Below are 20,542 nucleotides of genomic sequence, written 5' to 3'. Positions count from 1 at the left end.
TAATGTAGGTTAGTGGTATTTTTATCGTAACTTATTATTAATAATGAATTTTTCATGTAATTTCAAAAAAGCCTATTTGTTCGTTATTCGAACAGCGTGTTACATTGTACGTTCTTAATCACCAAAAAAATGGCCTGCCGACCCATGGATGCAATGGTTCAGGAAGACAAACTTGATCCCGATGACCGCGACTTCGTAACAGCACTTGCGAGCGGCTTGGAAGTGATTCTAGCATTTGATGAAAGCCACTCTCGAATGACGCTTAGCGAGGTGGCATCCCGCACCGGCATGAATCGCGCCAAAGCACGACGCTTTTTGCTGACATTGCATGCATTGGGCTATGTACGTAAACAACAACGCTACTTTGAACTCGCACCCCGTGTGCTGCAACTCGGCTATGCCTTTTTATCTGCCAACAACTACCGCAGTGTTATTCAACAGTACTTGGAAGACATTACTCAGGAGAGCGGCGAATCCTCATCGCTAGCTGTGTTGGATGGCGATGAGGTTATCTACGTGGCGCGCTCAGCGGCTCCCCACCGGCTAATGGGTATTACGCTCTCGATAGGTACTCGCTTACCAGCAGCGCACACGTCCATGGGGCGGGTACTGCTCGCCCAACTCCCCGAAACCGAACTTGATGCCTTTCTGTCGCGGCTAGAGGTCACTCGCTATACAGAAAAAACCGTGACCGATAAAGACGAGCTCAAACAATGCATCTTAGAAGTCCGTCAACAGGGTTATGCCATTGCCGACCAAGAGCTTGACCCCGGTCTACGCTCATTGGCAGTACCCGCGTTTGACGCCAACGGCAAGCTATTAGGCGCGATCAATATCAGCACCAACGCCGCCCGAATCGACTTGGACACGCTATTAAATAATCACCTGCCACTATTGCAGGAAAAGGCTCGACTAATTCGTACCAGCATTACCAGCTAATTGCGCAAGCGCCTGCTCTAGCGATGCCTGCTGGCGTTTTGCGTAGAGCGCAACTTCATCGATCACCGGCACGCCCAGCGCCTGCTCGAACTGTCGCTGGTTGGCGTCACGGGCGTAGCCGCTGTGTCCTTTATCGCCCAGGTTCGACTGGAAAATGCCCGCCGCACTGACCGGCAGAAAATCCTCGTAAATCATGGGAGAGATCGTTAGCGCACCCTGCTCCAGTAACGCTTCCACATCGCTTGTGTCGATAGAGCCGGCCACCTTGGCGCCGGGCGCGGCGTGGTAGTGGAAAAAAGCCAGGCCCTCGCGGCGCAGGGTGGCATCATCATCCGGGAAGGCTTCAAACACTGCCGATAAGCGGGTCTGGTGAGTGTCGTTATCTGCGACCGTCGCGCTTTTTGCGTCGCCCAATAAACGGTCATACAGTGCCCGCCCTTTGTGCGTCAGTGCAATGCCGCGCTGCTCGATTTCGCCAAAGCGGGCGGTGTGATGCCCCTGGGCGGCATCGGCAAACGAAATCGGCTCTTCCAGCGCCTTGAAGCTGGTTTGGCGCAGCAGAATCGGGCAACGACGGCGTGGAGGCCCTTCGATGATGGCTTTGGGGTCAATACCCACCTGAGGCATACGCCGCTGCACCTCGTCGATATCCAGGGTACGCGGCGTCAAGTGGTTGATATGCGGGCCCTTGAAGCACACTACGTCAGCAATCAGCCGATGCTCCTGCTGCAAGCGCTGATAGGTCGCCAGGTCGACCGTGGCCTGTTCATGCCAGCGAAACGTTTCCAATGCTTGATGGACAAACTGCTCAGCCTGTTCAGCGGTTAGCCCACCCTGGCGTTCAAAACGCTCTATCAAGGCTTCCGCCTGCGGGGTGACAATATGGCGGGCATCGAGAATCTTGCTGGCCTGCTCGCGCAGCGCGGGATCGTCGATCAGTTCCAGGCGCAACAAAGAAGTGAATACACGGAAGGGGTTGCGCGAAAGCGCCGCATCGTCGACCGGTCGAAACGCCGTAGAGTGTACCGGTACGCCTGCGGCGGCTAAATCGTAATAGCCAACGGGCTGCATCCCCATCACCGCGAACATGCGCCGCAGCATGGAAAGTTCCTCAGCTGTGCCAACGCGAATCGCGCCATGACGCTCAACGCTAATGCGCGCCAAATCGTTGTTCGCTACTAGCGTGTCACGCAGCGCCGGGGATGCAGCCAGCACCTCTTCGTTCACCGACGCGACCAATGACAGCAGGGCACTGTATTGCGGGACTTCCTGCTGGTACATGGCCGACATTGCCTTGGAAAACTGATCGCGAATGTCGTCGCTGCTGACGTGCGCTGCACTCATCGTGCGCTCCTTGAAAGCAATAAGAACTGGGTAAGTATGAGCTTGATAAGATAGTACCGCGCCTGTTTCACCGACAATTGCATATTTTCCGCCCTTAGCTTCATCAAAATGCCATCGGTATCGGTCGGCAGCGTTGGGAGGTCACGCGCCCGGCTGTTACATTAATGACCACTTTCCTTGAGGCAGACTCAATACCATGACGTGCCCGCTTTATATCGGCTTGCCCATGTGGGCCAACACGGATTGGCTGGGCTCGCTCTATCCGCGTCACGCCAAAACTGACCTGCTCAGCGATTATGCGGCGGTGTTTTCCAGCGTAGAAGGCAATACCACCTTTTATAGCGGTGCCCCAAAGCCAGAAACGGTAGCGGCTTGGGCACGCCAGGCGCCCGCGCATTTTCGTTTTTGCTTCAAACTTCCCGCTAGCGTCACCCACGATCAGCGCTTAACGCGCTTAGAAGAGGCCTGGGCCTTTTTAGACGCCCTAGCCCCGCTTCACGATCGGTTAGGCCCCACAATGGTCCAGCTTCCCCGAGATTTTGGCCCCGATGAGTTACCGCAGCTGGAAGCCCTTCTCGCCGATTGGCCTGCTCATTTAGCCTGCGCCGTGGAAGTCCGACACCCTGTTTTTTTCCACAAGGGAACGGCTGAGCAAGCCCTTAACCGCCTGTTGATAACTTATCGAGCCAACCGCGTGATGCTCGACGTCCGCCCGCTGTTTTCGACGTCGGCCAATAGCCATCCCGGGCTTGCCCATGCTCAGCAAGAAAAGCCGAAACTCCCATTACACGTGCTTTCGACAGCAGATCATCCTATCATTCGCTTTATTGGCCATATTGACAAAACCATTAACATTGACTACTTCAATGCCTGGAAATCACGTCTTTCCCTGTGGATAAATCAGGGGAAAACCCCTTTCTTATTTGTGCATACAGCGGATAACCGGGAGTCCCCCGCGTTAGCCCGCATGCTCTATAGCGCCGTCCATGACATTACGCCTTTACCACCGCTTGGCCCGTTTGCCAATGAAAAGCAGAGCCAGCTATTTTAGCCTGCCTTTTTAGCGATGCTGACTGGCATGCAAGGCACTGATCGGATAAATTGCGCGTACTTTCGAAAAATAACGTAGGCAATCCTCTGTCTGTGGTTTTTCGAATAGCGGTGCAACGCGCCGACAACAGTCTCATTACAATTAATTAACAGGTGATGTATGGCAAAACTTGCACATGCACAGTGGTCATCGAAAATGGCCTTTGTGCTGGCAGCTGCAGGCTCTGCAGTAGGCCTAGGCAATATCTGGAAATTCCCCTACATGGTGGGTGAAAGCGGCGGTGCCGCGTTCGTGCTGGTATACCTTGCCTGCGTGGCGCTGGTCGGTGTGCCTATTTTGCTCGCTGAGTGGATGATCGGTCGGCGCGGCCAGAAAAACCCCATCGACAGTATGCGAGAGCTGGCCAAGAAAAACGGCAAGTCCCAAGGGTGGGCGCTGGTCGGTATTAGCGGCGTCCTGGCCGGCTTTTTGATCCTGTCGTTCTACAGCGTGATTGGTGGCTGGTCGCTCAACTATACCTTGAGCTCGGTGATTGGCACCTTTAGCGGCCAGGATTCCGACAGCGTTGGTGAGATCTTCAACGGCATGCTGGCAAGCCCCGGGACGCTGCTGTTATGGCACAGCGCCTTTATGGTGCTGGTGGTGGGTATTGTCGCCCGAGGTGTGACCAAAGGGCTGGAGGGTGCGGTGCGCTCACTGATGCCGGCACTGGTCATTTTGATGCTGATTCTGGTGGGTTACGGCATGACCACGGGCCACTTTGGTGAAACCCTGGCGTTTATGTTCAGCCCCGACTGGAGCGCACTGGATGGCGGCGTGGTACTGGCCGCGATGGGCCAGGCATTCTTCACGCTCTCGCTGGGCATGGGTATTATGATGGCCTACGGCTCCTACCTCGGCGAAGACGTTAACCTGCTGAGCACGGCGCGCACGGTCATTATTATTGATACCGTCATTGCGCTGCTAGCTGGCCTAGCGATTTTCCCGATTGTGTTTGCCAACGGCTTAAGCGCTGGCGAAGGCCCGGGATTGATCTTTGTCACGCTACCTATCGCATTCGGCAGCATGACCGGTGGCGCCATACTGGGGCTGATGTTCTTCCTATTGCTGACCTTTGCTGCGCTCACCTCAGCGATTTCGCTGCTGGAACCAACCGTCGAAATGTTGGAAGAGCGCACATCGCTGTCACGTATTACCGCGACGCTGGTTAGCGGCGTTGCCGTTTGGCTGTTGGGCGTCGCGGCACTGCTGTCGTTCAACCTATGGTCAGAATTTTTGGTCTTTGGGCTGAATATCTTCGACTTGCTGGATACCTTTACGGCGAAGATTCTGCTGCCGCTCACCGGTCTTGGCGCGATAGTATTTGTCGCCTGGTGTCTGGAGCGCAAAAGCGTCGAGCAAGAGCTTGCCTTATCCGCGACAGGAACCAGCGTATGGAACATCGTGGCACGCTTTATCGCACCGATTGGCGTTATCGTGGTGTTCATCACCGGCTTTCTTTAATAGGGTCTGCTTGGCTCTGCGCGTAGCAGGGCCAAGCGCCTATAATTAGCATGCTCTAAAACGGCTTAGCTTCCCTTAAGGCATGGCCGCTTAGTACATTTCTCAGTGCAGTTCGCTCTCTTGCCGTTCATCTTCGTCTGGCAAGGGAGCGATATCCTGCGATAGTTTTTGAAATTCCCGGTGTAGTTCAATGCCTCGACGCGCGCGCAGGTTACGTTGCGCTGCGCTACGCCGCCGTTGGGCGTGTTCGTCTACTTCCATACTCATGAAAATATCGAGCAGTTCGCTCTTAACCGAGGTGATGCGTTCGACGTTTCGCATGATCGACGTTCCTCCAGGTGAATATGCCTTCGTCCACCTGCATCGGTGACGACTGTTAGATGATGCAGTGCGACACTTCATTTCTTACTATAACCTACTTGACAAAATGATGACCAATTCAAAAAACCGTCATCTAACGCCGTGTCAAACTAACGTGGGCGCAATGCTTGCTTGCCCATTTAGTGCGTCACTCAGGCATACTGGTCGCACGCCTAGCATATAACGCTGCGCCGCTTGATTAAGGAGCTAAACGTGAGTCGCGCCCTGTTCGATGAAATGAGACGCCGCATGGAGCACTTTCGCCGCTCCGAGCAGAAAGTGGCGCGGTTTGTACTGCGCAATCCCGAAGAAGTGATCCACATGCGGATCGTCGACCTCGCTACCGAGGCGAAAGTCAGCGAGCCCACCGTGGTGCGTTTCTGCCGCGCCCTGGGATGCAATGGCTTTCAGGATTTTAAATTGCAGCTGGCACAAATGCTGGCCACCGGCAGCCAATTTGCCCAGTTCTCGATGAACGATAGCGATTCAGTCGCCGAATTCTCGCATAGCATTTTCGACTCGACGGTAGGCACCTTGCTGTCGGTTCGCGACCGGCTCGATAACGATGCCCTGGGCCGTGCCGTAAATGCGCTGGCGATGGCCAATCGCGTCGAGTTTTATGGCTATGGCGCGTCAGGCGCGGTGGCGTTTGATGCCCAACACAAATTTTTTCGGTTACAGATTTCCACCTCGGCCTACGCCGACCCCCACATGCAGAACATGTCGGCGGTGACGCTCAAAGAAGGTGATGTGGTGGTGGCCATTTCGCAAACCGGGCGCACCAAGGCGCTGGTGGCAAGCGTACGGCTAGCCCGGGAGGCGGGCGCGACGGTGATTGGCCTGTGCCCCAGCGACTCGCCGCTGGCGGAAGAAGTCACCCTGCCGCTGTATATTGACGTGCACGAAGACACCGAAATCTACACGCCGATGAGTTCACGCATCGCCCATTTGGTACTGGTCGACGTGCTCGCGGTGGGCGTGGCCAAAACCCGCGGCCCGAAGCTCGCCGAACAGCTCAAATCGGTTAAGAAAAGCCTTAACTCGCTGCGCTTCCCGGAAGACTCCCAATAAGTCTTAGGGAAGGTTGAAGCGAGGTTTTTTCGCCATGGCCGGAAAATGTTCCCGACATTTCCGGCATTTCCGCCAGCCATGGCGGTCAGATGGCGAAAGTAGCGCCCTCGCGGAGACCTGCCCTCGGTAGTGAGTTGTGAAGATGTCATACCTGTATGCACAGCCAGTTCAATGGCTGTGCTAAACTGACCGCCCATTTTTCGACCCGGCAGCGGCTTATATGGACGACGTCACGGCGATACTCGATCAGCTTAATTCCGACCAGCGTGAAGCGGTTAGCGCCCCGCAAGGCAATCTGTTGGTACTGGCGGGCGCAGGCTCGGGCAAAACCCGTGTGCTGGTGCACCGTATTGCCTGGTTGATGCAAGCCGAAGGGTTGTCGCCCTATGCGCTGCTTGCCGTGACCTTCACCAATAAGGCCGCCCGCGAAATGCGCACCCGGCTGGAAGCGCTGCTGGGGCTATCGTTGCGAAATGTGTGGGTGGGCACCTTCCACTCAATTTCCCACCGCCTGCTGCGCACCCACTGGCAAGATGCGCGACTGCCACAACACTTCCAGATCATTGATGCCGACGACCAGCTACGGCTGGTCAAACGCCTGCTCAAAGACTATTCCATCGACGACGAGCGTTTCCCGCCCCGCCAGGTGCAGGGGTTTATTTCCGGCTGCAAGGAAGAAGGCCTGCGGCCCCATCAGGTCAACGTCGACGGCGATGCCTACCTAGGCCAGATGGGCGAACTCTACGAGCGCTATCAGCTAACCTGCGAACGCGGCGGGCTGGTCGATTTCGGCGAGTTACTGCTCAGAAGCCTTGAGCTATTGCGCGACAACCCGGCGTTGCTGGCGCATTACCGCGAGCGATTCAGCCACTTACTGGTCGATGAGTTTCAAGATACCAATACGCTTCAGTACGCGTGGCTCAAACTGCTGACCGGCATGCAGACGCCGATGACCGTGGTCGGCGACGACGATCAGTCGATCTACGGCTGGCGTGGCGCCAAGGTCGAGAATATTCGCCGCTTCGAGCAGGAGTTCCCCCAAACCCACACCGTCCGCCTTGAGCAAAACTACCGCTCGACCAGCGCGATTCTCGACGCCGCTAACGCGCTGATCAGTCACAACAGCGAACGCATGGGTAAGCAGCTATGGACCGAAGGCGTCGAGGGCGAACCCATCTCGATATACGCCGGTTTTAACGACCTTGAAGAAGCGCGCTTCATCGTCGACACCATCAAAGAGAAAGTCGATGAAGGACTGAACCGCCGCGATATCGCCATTCTCTACCGCTCCAACGCGCAATCGCGACTGCTGGAAGAGACACTGATCCGCCAGGGGATGCCCTACCGCATCTACGGCGGCCATCGGTTCTACGAGCGGCTGGAAATTAAAAACGCCCTGGCCTATTTGCGCCTATTGCTTAATCGCGACGACGACGCCTCTCTTGAGCGGGTAATTAACGTCCCCACCCGGGGCATTGGCACCCGTACGGTGGAAATCGTCCGCCTACGCGCCCGCGAACAGAACATCCCGCTGTGGCAGGCGCTGCACGACGCGATACACGATGGCACCTTGAAAGGCCGCGCAGCCAACGCGGTGCAGGCATTCGCCAATTTGATTGAGGCGTTGGACAACGACGTTTCAGGACTTCCGCTGCATGACATCATCGACCACGTCACCGCCAAAACGGGCTTGATTGAGCACCACCAAAGCGAACGCGGCGAGAAAGGCCAGGCACGGGTAGAAAACCTCGAAGAACTGGTCAACGCCGCACGGGCGTTTACCCACGGCGATGCCTTCGAAACCCCTGAAGCCGGTGAGGGCATGGCCGCGCTGGAGGCGTTTTTATCCGAAGCGGCACTCAACGCCGGCGATCACGAAGCCGAAGAGTTCGAAGACAGCGTGCAGCTGATGACGCTGCATTCGGCGAAGGGCTTGGAATTTCCCGTGGTGTTTATTGCCGGCGTCGAGGAAGGGCTATTTCCTCACAAGATGTCGCTGGAAGAGCCAGGTAGGCTCGAGGAAGAGCGCCGCCTGTGCTACGTGGGCGTTACCCGGGCAATGCAAAAACTCTACTTAACCCACGCCGAGACCCGCCGCCTGCACGGCAAAGAGGTGTTTCCTCGGCCTTCGCGTTTTATACGTGAGCTGCCGCCGCACCTGCTCGAAGAAGTACGCCTGCGTGGGCATATTTCACGCCCGGTTACCGCCTCGCGCACGGCTTTTGCCCAGCAAAGCGTCGAAAGCCACGGCGACCTGCCCAGCCTGCATGTCGGCCAGGGGGTGGAGCATCCGGTCTTTGGTGAAGGGGTCATTCTCAACGCCGAAGGCGAGGGTGCCCGTGCCCGGGTGCAGGTCAGCTTTGAAGGCGAAGGCGTTAAATGGCTGGTGCTCGGATTTGCTAAGCTAACGCCTCTGTAAACCGCCCGTGACCGGGACGTTCACGCGCCATTACTTGCGCCTATACTCACGCACCCATTGCGCCGTGCAGAGGACCTTATGAAACAACGCTTGAAACGCCTATTCCCCGAAGTGTGCAACGGCTGGTCAGAACTCAGCGGCTACCATCGTTTTGAGCGCATGGTATCGTTGGTACTGGCCCTCGCTATCGGCGGGGCCGTGCTGGTCGCCATGTATCATCTGGTCATTCATGTAGTGCAGCTATTATTCATTCAAAGCCGCGACCCCTTCGACTACCGCGTGTTTCAAGCGCTGTTCGACATGATCCTTACCGTGCTGATTGCCATGGAATTCAATAACTCGATCATCCGCACGATGACCAGCGGCAAAGGCTTTATCCACGTCGAAATCGTGGTGCTGATTGCCATTATGGCGTTGGTACGCAAATTTATGGTGCTGGACATGGAAACCATCGACCCCTGGCAAATTGGTGCGCTGGCAGCAGCGGTGTTGGCCCTCGGTGGCTGTTACTGGCTGGTTCGGCATGCCAACCGCATGAAAGATGCGAGCGACGATTGACCATAAAGCTTGCGGGAAAAATTCGCTTTATCGCATACTGGCTGGCGGATAAGGCGCACCCAGCGCCCCTATAACAACAGCGTGATAACTCTTGGAGTCTTGCTCAATATGCAACGCCGTCACTTTCTCAAAACCGCCAGCCTTGGCGTCGCTGGGGCTGCTGCTGCCCCCTTTGTATCTACGTCTCGCGCCCGCGCCGACGAAACCTATACCTGGGACATGGTCACCTCATGGCCAAAAAACTTTCCCGCGTTAGGTACCGGTGCCAACGACTTCGCCCGCCGCGTGGAACAGCTTTCCAACGGCCGCATGAAAATTACCGTTCACGGTGCGGGTGAACTGGTGCCTGCGCTCGAAGTCTTTGATGCCGTCGCGGCCGGCACCGCTGAAATGGGTCACTCGGCATCTTACTATTGGCGCGGAAAAGTCGCTGCCTCGCAGTTCTTCACTGCCGTGCCCTTCGGCATGACCACCACTGAAATGAACGCCTGGCTTTATCATGGCGACGGTCAGGCACTGTGGGATGAAATTTACGAGCAGCACAACCTGAAACCCTTTGCGGTCGGCAATACCGGTCCGCAGATGGGGGGCTGGTTTAAGCAAGAAGTTAACTCGCTGGAGGATATGCAGGGCCTGAAGCTGCGCTTGCCAGGCTTGGCCGGTGAAGCCATGAACAGCATCGGCGTAAGCACCGTCAATATGCCTGGGTCTGAGATTTTCACCTCATTGCAGACCGGTGCTTTGGATGCCGCCGACTGGGTCGGCCCCTACAACGACCTGGCATTCGGCCTGCACCAAGTGGCTGACTATTACTACACCTCGGTATGGAACGAGCCAACCGCGGTGCTGGAAGGCACGATCAACCTGGATGCCTGGAACGAGTTACCTGAAGATCTCCAGGCGGTTATCACCGAAGCTGCCCGCGCGTCGAACCTGGCGATGTACAGCGAGTTTGCCTTCCGTAACGCCCAGGCTCTCGAAACGCTGGTCGACGAGCATGGCGTGAAGTTGCGCACTTTCCCTGAAGATGTCATGAAGGCGCTTTACCAAAGCTCCCAGGAAGCCATCCAACGCCAGATCGACGACGATGAGGAATCACGCCGCGTATATGAATCCTATTCAGCGTTCCAGAAAATCGTCCGCCCCTTCAACGATGTCGGCGAATACGCGTACTTGAAAAGCCGTGATAACGTAGGCGGTTAAGCTACTCAAAAACGGTGAAGAGTTGTATTAAGGGCGCTTTTAAACAAGCGTCCTTTTTTGGTTTAGGTTAGCCGTGCACCGCGCGAATGCGGCCGTTGTCGTCCAGCGCCACCATCACAAAACGCGCTTCGGTGACTTTTTGGCGCTCTTCCAGATGCGGCTCGTGCAGCGCACGCACCCAGACCTCTACGTCGATTTTCATTGAGCTGTGACCCACCTCTTGAAGCTGGGTATACACGCTCACCATCGACCCCACCCGCACCGGACTTAAAAAATCCATCGCCTCAATGGCCACGGTGGCGGTTCGCCCCCCGGCCTCTCGGCCAGCTGCCAGCTCGGCCGCTTGATCCATCTGGTTAACCAACCAGCCGCCGGAAATATCGCCGTAAACATTGGTATCCTGGCGTGAGGCCAGTAGTTTAAGGGTCAGTTCTCCTTGGGGAGCAGGCACATCGTCCAAATCGGTATCCAGCAGTGTCATGTGTCGGTCGCTTTGTCGGTTTATTATTGTGAATATCAGGTCGCCCTCTAAGGCACACCTTGTTGCATCGCAATACGCAGATAGTTAATCACAAGAGAGCATTCGATTGAATAGTAACGGTTTCGCTTTACGCATTAAATATCTCGCGGCCCTAGGCTTGGCCTGGCTACTATTGGGCTTGCCGCTTGCGAGTTGGGCGCAATCCCAGGGGCCTTCGGCAAGCGGTACCCTGGGCACTGTCGGTTCGGACACCATGGCCGGGCTGATGTTGCGCTGGGGCGAAGCGCTTACTACCGAGCATCCAGATATCAACGTTCAATTTCAAGCCAGTGGCTCTGCCAGCGCACCGCCCGCGTTACTCGCCGGTACCACCCGCATCGGGCCCATGTCGCGGCGCATGACCGATGAAGAACGCGACGCCTTTGTTGAGCGTTACGGCTATCCCCCGTTAGAACTTCGTGTGGCGCGCGATGCGTTAATCGTGATTGTGCATCGCCATAATCCATTGCCTGCCATCTCGCTTAAAGACGTGGATGCGATTTTCTCGACCACTCGGGCTTGCGGCAGCGAGCGCTCGGTATCTCGCTGGGAGGCACTAACGCCGGGCGATGAGGGGCCAAGCGGGCCTATCGCCTTGCATGGACGTAACATTACCTCGGGCACCTACGGCCTGTTCCGTCAGCGCTTGCTATGCGACGGCGACTTTCGACCTGATATCAGCGAGTACATGGGCGCGTCAGCGGTCGTCGCGGCAGTCGGGGAGTCCTATGCAGCCATGGGCTACTCGGGTTATAACCACCTAACACCGTCGGTGAGGGCGCTCCCTCTGGCAACCGAGCAGGGTAACGCCGTGCCACCGAGCGAAACTGCCATCCAAAGCGGCGAGTATCCGTTATCGCGCTACTTGTATGTTTACGTCAACCTGCCGCCAGGTGAGTCGCTGCCTTCCGCAGAACGCGCGTTTCTGGATCTGGTCATGTCCGCTGAAGGCCAACAGATTACCCGAGCCGCAGGCTTTGTTCCCCTGCCACTAGACGCCTTAGAGGCTCAGCGGGCATGGTAGGCAGATATTGTCATTTAACTGTCACAAAGGTCCCGTAACGTAAGGAGTTCCCATGCAAGCCCACACGCTGATCCTATCGCTGACTTGTCCATGATCGTCACATGACCCGCGCTCGGTTTTCTTCTCCGCCGTACCGCCACTTAAAAGACCGTATCGCCACCGGACTCATCACCGCCGGCGGCATTGGCGTGCTGTTGGCGGTATTGGGCATTGGGGTGTTTTTAGTCTGGGAAGCAGCCCCCTTATTACTGAGCAACGATCGCGCCTCGTTGACAACGCTCTCACCGCTGGCCTGGGGCACGCTAAAAGCCGCTCTGATGGCGCTACTGTTTGCGCTACCGTTGGCGCTTGGAGCGGCGGCTTACTCGGCGTTTTTCATGTCCCCGCGGCTACGCAGTCGCATTAAGCCAACGCTGGAAATGATGGAGGCCATCCCTGGCGTGGTAGTGGGTTTTATTGCCGGTATGGTGCTCGCGCCTTGGGTCGAGCGTCACTTGGCCAGCACTCTTGTAGTGCTACTTTGGCTGCCGCTCAGCGCTGGGCTTGCTGGCTTGCTTTGGCACCTGGCGACTCGCCGTTGGCAGCGTCGCTTGCCGCTTTCGTGGGCGGCGTTGTGGCTGATTCCTTGGCTCATCGCCATGTTTATGGTGGCCCTATGGATAACCCCGCTGGTGGAGCAGGCCTTTTGGGGCGGCGATCTCCGCCAACACCTTTACCAATGGTTTGACCTCGACTACGTCACTCGCAATGCGCTGATTGTTGGCTTGGCGATGGGTTTCGCCGTCATCCCCAGCGTTTATTCGCTCGCCGAAGATGCCCTTACCGAGGTCCCCCGGCCGCTCTTGGAAGGGGCTCAGGCACTGGGCGCTAGCCGCTGGCAGGCGGTGATCAAGGTGGCGCTTGCCGCCGCGGGGCCGGGGCTGTTTTCCGCCATCATGATTGGCGCGGGCAGAGCGGTGGGAGAAACCATGATCGTGCTGATGGCCAGCAGCAATACGGCGCTGCTCAGCGCCAGCCCCTTCGAGGGCATGCGCACCATGGCGGCCGCCATCGCAATTGAACTGCCCGAAGCCGCCGCCGGAGGTGCCACCTATCGCATGCTGGTGTTGGCGGCGCTGGTGCTGTTTTTGTTCACCTTTTTCGTCAACACCCTGGCGGAAGTGGTACGTCAACGACTGCGTCGACGCTATCAGCGCATAGGGGGTGTTCCATGAAGTGGCTGAAAAGCGCCATGCAGCAGGGCGTCTGGCCCTGGTTATGCGCAGGCAGCGTTGCGCTCTCACTGCTCATGCTGGGTGCCTTGCTTGCGTTACTGCTAACGCGCGGTCTAGGCCATTTCTGGCCGGCTGCGTTGGACGAAGTCACGCTGGACAATGGTGACGTAGTGGCGGGCGAGGCGGTACGCGAGATGCCGCTTCCCGACCAGGAAGGTCGCGAGCGCCTCTATTTTACGGGCAATCGCGACGTCGACGATGCCCGCTGGCGCTGGGTGGCTATCGACGCCATTGCCCGGCAGACCCAGCCGGCGAACCTGCTGCGCCTGGAGCGGCGCACCTGGGGCGACTTTATCGGCTATCTGGAGGCGGTTGAGGTCAATGGCGAGCGGTTTACCGGCGATGACGCATGGCAGCAGGTTCAGCAGGCACTGCCTCTGCCCACCGCGCAGCGCACACACTATCAGCTCACTTTGCGCACGCCCCAAGGGCAAACGCTGCGCCAGTCACTCGCCCCCGTGCTTAACGTCGAAGCGCCGAATGCCATGAATGTGGGGCAAAAAATTCAAGCCTGGGGGGGCGATGTCTGGCAATTTTTAAGTCAGGGGCCGCGTGCGGCTAATACCAGCGGCGGCGTATGGCCAGCCATATTCGGCACCATGCTGATGGTCATTTTAATGTCGGTAATCGTCACCCCGTTTGGCGTGCTGGCTGCCATCTACCTCAATGAGATTGCCCACCAGGGGCCGCTTACCCGACTGGTGCGTATTGGCGTTCGCAACCTCGCAGGCGTGCCGTCGATTGTATATGGCGTGTTCGGCCTGGGGGTGTTTGTGTACGGCATTGGTGGCTCACTCGATGAGTGGTTCTTCGACGACGCCTTACCGTCGCCTACCTTTGGTACCGGCGGCTTGTTATGGGCATCGTTAACCCTCGCCCTGCTCACCCTGCCGGTGGTGATCGTGGCCACCGAAGAGGGGCTTGCGCGGATTCCCGAGGCTCAGCGTGAAGGCGCGGTGGCGCTGGGGGCCACGCGGCTTGAAATGCTGACGCGTGTCGTGCTGCCGATGGCCACACCGGCCATGCTAACCGGGGTCATTCTAGCCGTGGCACGGGCGGCCGGAGAGGTAGCACCATTAATGCTGGTCGGGGTGGCTAAGCTCGCGCCGCAGATGCCACTCGACGGAGAATTCCCTTACTTACACCTGGAACGCAAGTTTATGCACCTTGGCTACCACCTGTTTGACACCGCCTTTCACGGCGAAGATGTCCAGGCCGCTATCCCGTTGGTGTATGCCACTGCTCTATTATTAGTGCTGATTGTGTTGGTGCTTAACCTAACTGCCATATTATTGCGTCATCATCTACGTCGTCAGCGAGGAAGCGAATGCTAGCATCTCGACATGTCGATCACGCCACGCAGGCGCCCGTGACGCTTTTTCCAGCGGAGCAGTGCTGCCTGAACATTGACCAGTTTAGCCTCGCCTACGCGGGGAAACCGGCATTGCAGGAGCTTACGCTGCAGGTGCCCCGCCATCGTGTGACGGCCTTTATTGGCCCCTCGGGGTGTGGCAAGTCGACTCTGTTAAGGGCAATCAACCGGCTGCACGATCTTAATGAATCGGTCAGCCACAGCGGTGTTATCAGTCTCGAAGGGCAAAGCATTCATGACCCGGAGGTTAACGTGACAGAGCTTCGCCGTCGGGTGGGCATGGTGTTTCAAACCCCTAACCCCTTCCCGATGTCGATCTACGAGAATGTCGCCTTTGGTCTGCGCCTGCAGAAGCGGCTCGCCAAGCGCCAGCGGGACGATATTATCGAGTGGGCACTCACCTCGGCGGCACTATGGGATGAAGTCAAAGATCGCCTGCATCGCTCCGCTTGGCAGCTGTCCGGCGGGCAACAGCAGCGTCTGGTGATTGCGCGCACCCTGGCGGTTCAGCCCGATGTGCTGCTGCTCGATGAACCTGCATCGGCGCTTGACCCGATTTCCACGCTTAAAATTGAAGAGCTGATTCGTAATCTGAAATCTCAGCTAACGTTAGTGTTGGTGACTCACAATATGCAGCAGGCGGCTCGGGTGTCCGATTACACCGCCTTTTTGCAACAGGGTGAGCTTGTGGAGTACGGCCCCACCGACCACGTTTTCACTAACCCTCGTTTACAACGAACCGAAAACTACATAACCGGCCGCATGGCTTAGGTTGCAGCAACCCCGTTAGGAGGGCTCCATGGACATTACCAGCGATACCCACAGCACGCATATCTCGCGCCAATTCAACCAGGAGTTGGAAGAGCTCAAGACCCACCTGATGGCCATGGGCGGGATGGTGGAAAAACAGGTGCAAGACGCTGTCTTTGCGCTGCTGGAAAACGATTCGCGGTTGGCCGAAAAGGTCCGCGATAACGACCGCCAGGTCAACGACCTGCAGATCCAAATCGATGATGAGTGCACCCGCGTGCTGGCGCGCCGCCAGCCTGCCGCCTCGGATTTGCGTCTGGTGCTGGCGGTGATCCGTGCCACATCCGATTTAGAGCGGATTGGCGATGAGGCCAGCAAAATCGCCCGCAACGCTCTAACCTTGAGCGAAAACAGCAATACCGTCCGCGGGCTGGTGGAAGTCCGCCACATCAGTGAGCATGTGCGCAAAATGCTGCGCGACTCACTGACGGCGTTTGCCCGCTTCGATACTGAGCTCGCCATGCAGGTCATCCGTGAGGATGAATTTGTCGACGGTGAGTACGGCAGCGCCATGCGCTCGCTGATGACCTTCATGATGGAGGATTCGCGTTCGATCACCTCGGTGCTCAGCATCATGTGGGTACTGCGCGCCCTGGAGCGCGTCGGTGACCACGCCAACAATCTGGCCGAGCACGTCGTTTACCTCGTCAAAGGGCTGGATATCCGCCATACCGATCCCGACACCCTGGATCAGCAGGCGGCGCCGAAAAAGTCTTGACCTGCCCCCTGATTCCTCATGCAATACGCCCTGGCTGCACGGCAGCCAGGGTATTGCGATCAACGAGGAGTCATACTTTCCATGCTAGACGCGGTCACTGCCATCAGCCGAGGTACACGCTGTGTTTATGGGCCTGGGCTGAGGCGCTATATTTTTCTACCCATTATGGTCAATGTGCTGGTCTACGGTGCCATGCTTCACGTCGTGCTGGAGCGTTTTTCCGGCTGGATGACAAGCTGGATGAGCGCCGTCCCCAGCTGGCTGGAATGGCTCTCGTGGCTAATTTGGCCGGTGTTTTTTATCTGCTTGCTGGTGGTGATTTTTTTCACCTTTACGCTGGTAACCCACTTTATCGCCGCGCCCTTCTATGGCTTTTTGGCCGCCAAGGTAGAGCGCCAAGTTGTCGGTAAAGAGCCTCTGGATGACCGCGGGCTAACCAAAACAGCACTTGATGCAATGGGTCGCGAACTGGTCAAGCTGGGCTATATCTTACCGCGCGCCGCACTACTGTTTGTGGTGGGCTGGATTCCAGGACTTAACCTGTTTGCCCCGTTGCTATGGGCATTGTTTTCCGCCTGGGTGATGGCCATCACTTATTTAGATTACCCAATGGATAACAACAAGGTATCGTTTCGCGATATGCGCGGACGCCTGTCGGCGCGCTGGTGGCAAAGCCTAAGCTATGGCGGCCTTGTGACGCTGCTTACGTGGATTCCGCTAGCCAACCTGTTCTTGATTCCCGGTGCCGTGGCCGGGGCCGTGCTAATGTGGGATGACCACTACCGTGATGTCCATACGCTCACCAAGCCTTGAGAAGATGTGCATTAACCGCAAGACGGTGTGGAAAAAAATCGCGTTAATGAGAGGCGATGGCGTGATATCGCAGGGAGCGATATCGAATAGAACCCAGTAAAAAACAAGACCCCGCCGTGGCGGGGTCTTCGACAGTGATCATTTTAGGCGATGTTGCTAACCAGCTTCCAATCCTTTTGCGGGATTCCAACCGTGGACGTTACCCTGACTGGCAGTGTGATCGCCTTTTAGATTCATCCTGTGAATCTTCAATCATCCCTGCTGACACAAGACGTCCTTGCCTCGCATCGGTTCACTATCTAAGCGTAGTTACTTTTCCCTACTATGTAAAGAAAAGTATCAACAGTTTTCTGCATTTTACAATACAAGGCGACTGTCGTATTTATTTAAGAGCAGACTCTGTGCCAGCTACCCACTAAGCTATTTATTATGTAATGATAACAAAGAGTTGTTTTTTTATGCTTCCTATCACTGCATGAGCGAAGCGTGACAAATGGATACTCACGTTGTGAGTCGTAATGACACATGTAACGGGAATATCCACTCACGGCGCAGGGTTATTGCGTCATCGACGACGCATTACGCGGCGGAGTGGCAGGGGTAATGAGGCGGGTCGCCGGGAACACACAGCGGAACAGAGCACCTTCGCCCGGGCGTGAATCAATTTGTAACTGAGCGTCGTGGCGCAACAAGACGTGTTTTACAATGGCAAGTCCAAGCCCGGTGCCCCCGGTCGCGGTACTGCGGCCCTTATCAACGCGATAAAACCGCTCGGTCAAACGCGGAATATGCACGGGGTCGATCCCCTCCCCGTCGTCGCACACTTCGATACACGCGCCTTGGCCAAACGCTGTCCAGCGCAGTGTGATCGTGCTGCCTGGAGGGGTATAACGCACCGCATTAAAGGCAAGGTTAGACACGGCGCTACGCATTTCCTGCTCGCTACCCACTAGCTGTGCGGGGTAATCGCTGTCGACCCTAAGCGTATGCTGATGATCAGAAAGCGCCAGAGCATCAGCTCCTACACTGTTTAACAAGGCGGTCACATCAAGATGCTGATGATCTTGACCGCCTTGATCAATTTCTAAGCGAGACAGCAGCAGTAAGTCATTTACCAAATTCTGCATGCGCTGTGTTTGGGCCTCCATCTGCTCAATTCCCCGCCCCAGGCGAGGGGGGAGCTGATCAGCCAGTTCACCATAGGTTTCAAGATACCCCGACAGCACGGTTAACGGCGTACGTAGCTCGTGGGAAACATTGGCCACAAAGTCTCGCCGCATCTGCTCTAGTCGATGCAACCGGGTGATATCGCGCGCCATAACTAAACGCTCATCGTCACCATAAAGGGTAATCTGGTACTGCAGAATGCGCCGTTCGTCTATTGGCGATGTGAGTGTCAGCGGCTCACCGTAGTCACGCGCATTAAAGTAGCTGATGAAACGCGGGTCGCGCAGCAGATTGGTAATATGCTGGCCGCGATCGTGGGCCGTTTGCAGCCCTAGCATATCGCTGGCAGCGCTATTCCACCATTCCAGGTCGCCGTGACGGTCGAGCATCACCACACTGTCACGCATGGCCTCAGAGGACTCTTGAATGCGGGCAAGCGTCGTACGCAGACGACTTTGGGTAATCCGTTGGCTTTTCTGATAGCGGTATAGGCGGTCAAATAGCTCGCCCCAAAGGCCGCGTGCGGCGGGTGGCTCATCCTGCGGCTGTTGCGTCAGCCAGCGATATGCGGCGCGTAATTGCCGCAAGTGATAGATCAAACACACGGCGAAGCCAGCGGCTAACCCTAGCCCAGGCATACCGACTAGCCAGCCCAAGCACGTGCCGAGTGCCGCCCATCCCACCAAGCGCCACAGTTCACGGCTCCACAAACGCAAGGTTAAACTCGCGCGGAAAAGCGGTAGCCAGTACCGCGTACCGTTTGGATTAAGTTCTGGTGCGCATCGCCCAGGGCTTTACGTAACCGACGTATATGAACATCTACCGTGCGTTCTTCCACATAGACATTGCCTCCCCACACCTGATCAAGCAGCTGGCTACGCGTATAGGCCCTTTCCTGATGGGTCATAAAGAATTGTAACAATCGATACTCGGTGGGCCCCATATCCAGCGCTTTACCGTAGGCGCTTACCCGGTGGCCTACCGGATCAAGCAGTAATCCGTTAATTTCGATAGGATCTTCTACGCCGCGAGGCGTAGCGCGACGCAGCACGGCTTTTAAGCGCGCCACCAGTTCGCGAGGCGAAAACGGCTTGGTGATGTAGTCGTCGGCCCCCGCTTCCAGGCCCTGAATTTTATTATCCTCTTCGCCTTTGGCGGTGAGCATAATAATTGGCAATTCGGCGGTCGCCTCCTCTCGCTTGAGACGCCGGGCCAGTTCGATGCCACTCGTGCCGGGCATCATCCAGTCAAGCAATAGCAGGTCGGGCTGGTGGTCAACTACCATGGCGTGGGCATCCTGGGCGTTGTCCGCTTCAAGAACACGATAGTCAGCCATTTCCAGCGCCACCGCGATCATTTCGCGAATGGGTGCCTCATCATCGACGATCAGTACGGTCTTGGCGGTCATTCCAGAGCCTCACGGTGTTCGATAGAAAGTAATCCAGTGACATGTCAATGACGATCACACCATGACTTGATGACAATTCTATGACATTACCAGGGATTAGCCAGCAATCGGCCACCAACTCAGCGCAATCCCGGCAAACACCAGTAGACCTGACCAATGATTATTCAAAAATGCCTGGAAACACGGGTCCCGCTCACGCTGACGGATCAAACGCTGCTGGTGGATGAACGTCGCCGCCATACCCGCCAGACCAAGCCAGAAAAAACCGCCCAAACCGACGCGCGCGCCCACCCAAGCCAAAAGTGCCAGCGTGGCAAGCTGAAGCAGACCAATTACCAGCCGGTCGGCGTTGCCCAGCAGCACGGCCGTGGATTTGATGCCGATCTTGATATCGTCGTCGCGATCGACCATGGCGTACTGGGTATCGTAGGCGACGGTCCACAGCAGATTGGCAAAAAACAGTAACCACGCCTCCACCGGCACATCGCCCAAGACCGCCCCGAAGGCCATCGGAATCGCCCAGGAAAAAGCCGCGCCGAGTACCACCTGAGGGAAATGCGTGTAGCGCTTCATAAACGGGTAGATGAACGCCAGTAATACGCCGCCCACCGACAGCAAAACGGTAAACCAATTAGTTAACAGCACCAGCATAAACGCCGCAGCCACCAGCCCGATAAACAGCAACTGGGCTTCGGTTTCACTGATCCGCCCGGTGGCTAACGGACGATGTTGGGTACGCTTCACATAGCCATCAACGTGGCGGTCAGCATAATCGTTGACCACACACCCCGCTGCGCGCATCACGTAGACCCCGGCGATAAAGATCAATAGCACGTCGCGCCCTGGTACACCTTCAGCGGCCATCCACAAGGCCCATAGCGTGGGCCACATCAGCAGCCAGGTACCGATCGGCCGATCCAGCCGCATCAGCCGTATAAAATCCATCAGGCGACCCATTCCCGTTGGCCGCAGTAGAGAACGATCCATG

At 56.8% G+C, this 20,542-nt stretch carries 19 protein-coding genes; 13 read left to right on the top strand and 6 right to left on the bottom strand.

Translation table 11 applies throughout. The features are described 5' to 3' along the window. Window positions 1-144: 144 nt before the first annotated feature. Complete coding sequence (locus GA0071314_RS18945) at window positions 145-939, top strand: IclR family transcriptional regulator domain-containing protein (protein WP_074398246.1); 795 nt, start codon at window positions 145-147, stop codon at window positions 937-939. On the opposite strand, the gene hglS is transcribed toward GA0071314_RS18945, so the two are convergent. Further along, window positions 913-2,283, bottom strand: a complete 1,371-nt coding sequence (gene hglS / locus GA0071314_RS18940; RefSeq protein ID WP_074398244.1) for a 2-oxoadipate dioxygenase/decarboxylase HglS — start codon at window positions 2,281-2,283, stop codon at window positions 913-915. The genes GA0071314_RS18945 and hglS overlap by 27 nt on opposite strands. 196 nt (window positions 2,284-2,479) lie before the next feature. Between hglS and GA0071314_RS18935 the strand changes: the two genes are divergently transcribed. Next, window positions 2,480-3,334, top strand: coding sequence for a DUF72 domain-containing protein (locus GA0071314_RS18935; protein ID WP_074398242.1), 855 nt, complete (start codon window positions 2,480-2,482; stop codon window positions 3,332-3,334). Window positions 3,335-3,493: 159 nt separating this feature from the next. Beyond that, on the top strand, window positions 3,494-4,837 hold the full coding sequence (locus GA0071314_RS18930; RefSeq protein WP_074398240.1) for a sodium-dependent transporter: 1,344 nt from the start codon (window positions 3,494-3,496) through the stop codon (window positions 4,835-4,837). Window positions 4,838-4,939: 102 nt separating this feature from the next. Here the strand turns inward: GA0071314_RS18930 and GA0071314_RS18925 are convergent, their stop codons facing one another. Continuing rightward, window positions 4,940-5,158 carry a PA3496 family putative envelope integrity protein gene (locus GA0071314_RS18925; protein ID WP_074398238.1) on the bottom strand — a complete coding sequence of 73 codons (219 nt, stop codon included), beginning with the start codon at window positions 5,156-5,158 and terminating at the stop codon, window positions 4,940-4,942. Window positions 5,159-5,410: 252 nt separating this feature from the next. Here GA0071314_RS18925 and hexR point away from each other — a divergent pair, with 252 nt between their 5' ends. The 4 genes from hexR (at window position 5,411) to GA0071314_RS18905 (ending at window position 10,448) form a co-directional block, all read left to right on the top strand. Further along, the gene (hexR, locus tag GA0071314_RS18920; RefSeq protein ID WP_074398237.1) at window positions 5,411-6,268 is read left to right on the top strand and encodes a transcriptional regulator HexR; all 858 of its coding nucleotides are present in this window, start codon (window positions 5,411-5,413) and stop codon (window positions 6,266-6,268) included. 220 nt (window positions 6,269-6,488) lie between these two features. After that, complete coding sequence (gene uvrD, locus GA0071314_RS18915; RefSeq protein WP_074398235.1) at window positions 6,489-8,687, top strand: DNA helicase II; 2,199 nt, start codon at window positions 6,489-6,491, stop codon at window positions 8,685-8,687. 78 nt (window positions 8,688-8,765) lie between these two features. Continuing rightward, window positions 8,766-9,245, top strand: coding sequence for a phosphate-starvation-inducible PsiE family protein (locus tag GA0071314_RS18910; protein ID WP_074398233.1), 480 nt, complete (start codon window positions 8,766-8,768; stop codon window positions 9,243-9,245). Between the two features lie 108 nt (window positions 9,246-9,353). Next, window positions 9,354-10,448: a TRAP transporter substrate-binding protein gene (locus GA0071314_RS18905; protein WP_074398231.1), complete on the top strand. Its 1,095-nt coding sequence runs from the start codon at window positions 9,354-9,356 to the stop codon at window positions 10,446-10,448. A 67-nt stretch (window positions 10,449-10,515) separates the two neighbouring features. On the opposite strand, the gene GA0071314_RS18900 is transcribed toward GA0071314_RS18905, so the two are convergent. Further along, window positions 10,516-10,929: an acyl-CoA thioesterase gene (locus tag GA0071314_RS18900; RefSeq protein WP_074398229.1), complete on the bottom strand. Its 414-nt coding sequence runs from the start codon at window positions 10,927-10,929 to the stop codon at window positions 10,516-10,518. A gap of 106 nt (window positions 10,930-11,035) precedes the next feature. On the opposite strand from GA0071314_RS18900, the gene GA0071314_RS18895 reads away from it, so the two are divergent. From GA0071314_RS18895 to cysZ, 6 genes are all read left to right on the top strand, one after another. After that, window positions 11,036-11,992 (top strand): PstS family phosphate ABC transporter substrate-binding protein, encoded by a 957-nt coding sequence (locus GA0071314_RS18895; RefSeq protein WP_074398227.1) that lies wholly within the window; start codon window positions 11,036-11,038, stop codon window positions 11,990-11,992. A 101-nt stretch (window positions 11,993-12,093) separates the two neighbouring features. After that, the gene (locus tag GA0071314_RS18890) at window positions 12,094-13,206 is read left to right on the top strand and encodes an ABC transporter permease subunit (RefSeq protein WP_074398225.1); all 1,113 of its coding nucleotides are present in this window, start codon (window positions 12,094-12,096) and stop codon (window positions 13,204-13,206) included. Then, window positions 13,203-14,600: a phosphate ABC transporter permease PstA gene (gene pstA / locus GA0071314_RS18885; protein WP_074398223.1), complete on the top strand. Its 1,398-nt coding sequence runs from the start codon at window positions 13,203-13,205 to the stop codon at window positions 14,598-14,600. Before GA0071314_RS18890 ends, pstA begins: the two co-directional genes overlap by 4 nt. After that, complete coding sequence (pstB, locus tag GA0071314_RS18880) at window positions 14,594-15,409, top strand: phosphate ABC transporter ATP-binding protein PstB (RefSeq protein WP_074398221.1); 816 nt, start codon at window positions 14,594-14,596, stop codon at window positions 15,407-15,409. Before pstA ends, pstB begins: the two co-directional genes overlap by 7 nt. A gap of 28 nt (window positions 15,410-15,437) precedes the next feature. Then, the gene (gene phoU / locus GA0071314_RS18875; RefSeq protein WP_074398219.1) at window positions 15,438-16,166 is read left to right on the top strand and encodes a phosphate signaling complex protein PhoU; all 729 of its coding nucleotides are present in this window, start codon (window positions 15,438-15,440) and stop codon (window positions 16,164-16,166) included. An 81-nt stretch (window positions 16,167-16,247) separates the two neighbouring features. Continuing rightward, window positions 16,248-16,979, top strand: a complete 732-nt coding sequence (cysZ, locus tag GA0071314_RS18870; protein ID WP_074398218.1) for a sulfate transporter CysZ — start codon at window positions 16,248-16,250, stop codon at window positions 16,977-16,979. A 557-nt stretch (window positions 16,980-17,536) separates the two neighbouring features. Here the strand turns inward: cysZ and phoR are convergent. From phoR to ubiA, 3 genes are all read right to left on the bottom strand, one after another. Then, on the bottom strand, window positions 17,537-18,862 hold the full coding sequence (phoR, locus tag GA0071314_RS18865) for a phosphate regulon sensor histidine kinase PhoR (protein WP_074398216.1): 1,326 nt from the start codon (window positions 18,860-18,862) through the stop codon (window positions 17,537-17,539). Window positions 18,863-18,864: 2 nt separating this feature from the next. Continuing rightward, window positions 18,865-19,554 (bottom strand): phosphate regulon transcriptional regulator PhoB, encoded by a 690-nt coding sequence (gene phoB, locus GA0071314_RS18860; RefSeq protein WP_074398215.1) that lies wholly within the window; start codon window positions 19,552-19,554, stop codon window positions 18,865-18,867. A 96-nt stretch (window positions 19,555-19,650) separates the two neighbouring features. Then, window positions 19,651-20,541 (bottom strand): 4-hydroxybenzoate octaprenyltransferase, encoded by an 891-nt coding sequence (gene ubiA, locus GA0071314_RS18855; RefSeq protein ID WP_074398213.1) that lies wholly within the window; start codon window positions 20,539-20,541, stop codon window positions 19,651-19,653. Window position 20,542: the final 1 nt, after the last annotated feature.

The sequence above is a fragment of the Halomonas sp. HL-93 genome (assembly GCF_900086985.1).
In the GTDB taxonomy this organism is placed as follows: Bacteria; Pseudomonadota; Gammaproteobacteria; order Pseudomonadales; family Halomonadaceae; genus Vreelandella.
Note: the sequence above shows the minus strand (reverse complement) of the source record. Positions and strands in the feature narration are given on the sequence as shown.

Excerpts from the sequence above, each read along its gene's own strand:
- GA0071314_RS18945 (WP_074398246.1), top strand. The coding sequence starts at position 145 with ATGGATGCAATGGTTCAGGAAGACAAACTTGATCCCGATGACCGCGAC.
- hglS (WP_074398244.1), bottom strand. The coding sequence starts at position 2,283 with ATGAGTGCAGCGCACGTCAGCAGCGACGACATTCGCGATCAGTTTTCC.
- GA0071314_RS18935 (WP_074398242.1), top strand. The coding sequence starts at position 2,480 with ATGACGTGCCCGCTTTATATCGGCTTGCCCATGTGGGCCAACACGGAT.
- GA0071314_RS18930 (WP_074398240.1), top strand. The coding sequence starts at position 3,494 with ATGGCAAAACTTGCACATGCACAGTGGTCATCGAAAATGGCCTTTGTG.
- GA0071314_RS18925 (WP_074398238.1), bottom strand. The coding sequence starts at position 5,158 with ATGCGAAACGTCGAACGCATCACCTCGGTTAAGAGCGAACTGCTCGAT.
- uvrD (WP_074398235.1), top strand. The coding sequence starts at position 6,489 with ATGGACGACGTCACGGCGATACTCGATCAGCTTAATTCCGACCAGCGT.
- GA0071314_RS18910 (WP_074398233.1), top strand. The coding sequence starts at position 8,766 with ATGAAACAACGCTTGAAACGCCTATTCCCCGAAGTGTGCAACGGCTGG.
- GA0071314_RS18905 (WP_074398231.1), top strand. The coding sequence starts at position 9,354 with ATGCAACGCCGTCACTTTCTCAAAACCGCCAGCCTTGGCGTCGCTGGG.
- GA0071314_RS18900 (WP_074398229.1), bottom strand. The coding sequence starts at position 10,929 with ATGACACTGCTGGATACCGATTTGGACGATGTGCCTGCTCCCCAAGGA.
- GA0071314_RS18890 (WP_074398225.1), top strand. The coding sequence starts at position 12,094 with ATGACCCGCGCTCGGTTTTCTTCTCCGCCGTACCGCCACTTAAAAGAC.
- pstA (WP_074398223.1), top strand. The coding sequence starts at position 13,203 with ATGAAGTGGCTGAAAAGCGCCATGCAGCAGGGCGTCTGGCCCTGGTTA.
- pstB (WP_074398221.1), top strand. The coding sequence starts at position 14,594 with ATGCTAGCATCTCGACATGTCGATCACGCCACGCAGGCGCCCGTGACG.
- phoU (WP_074398219.1), top strand. The coding sequence starts at position 15,438 with ATGGACATTACCAGCGATACCCACAGCACGCATATCTCGCGCCAATTC.
- cysZ (WP_074398218.1), top strand. The coding sequence starts at position 16,248 with ATGCTAGACGCGGTCACTGCCATCAGCCGAGGTACACGCTGTGTTTAT.
- phoB (WP_074398215.1), bottom strand. The coding sequence starts at position 19,554 with ATGACCGCCAAGACCGTACTGATCGTCGATGATGAGGCACCCATTCGC.
- ubiA (WP_074398213.1), bottom strand. The coding sequence starts at position 20,541 with ATGGATCGTTCTCTACTGCGGCCAACGGGAATGGGTCGCCTGATGGAT.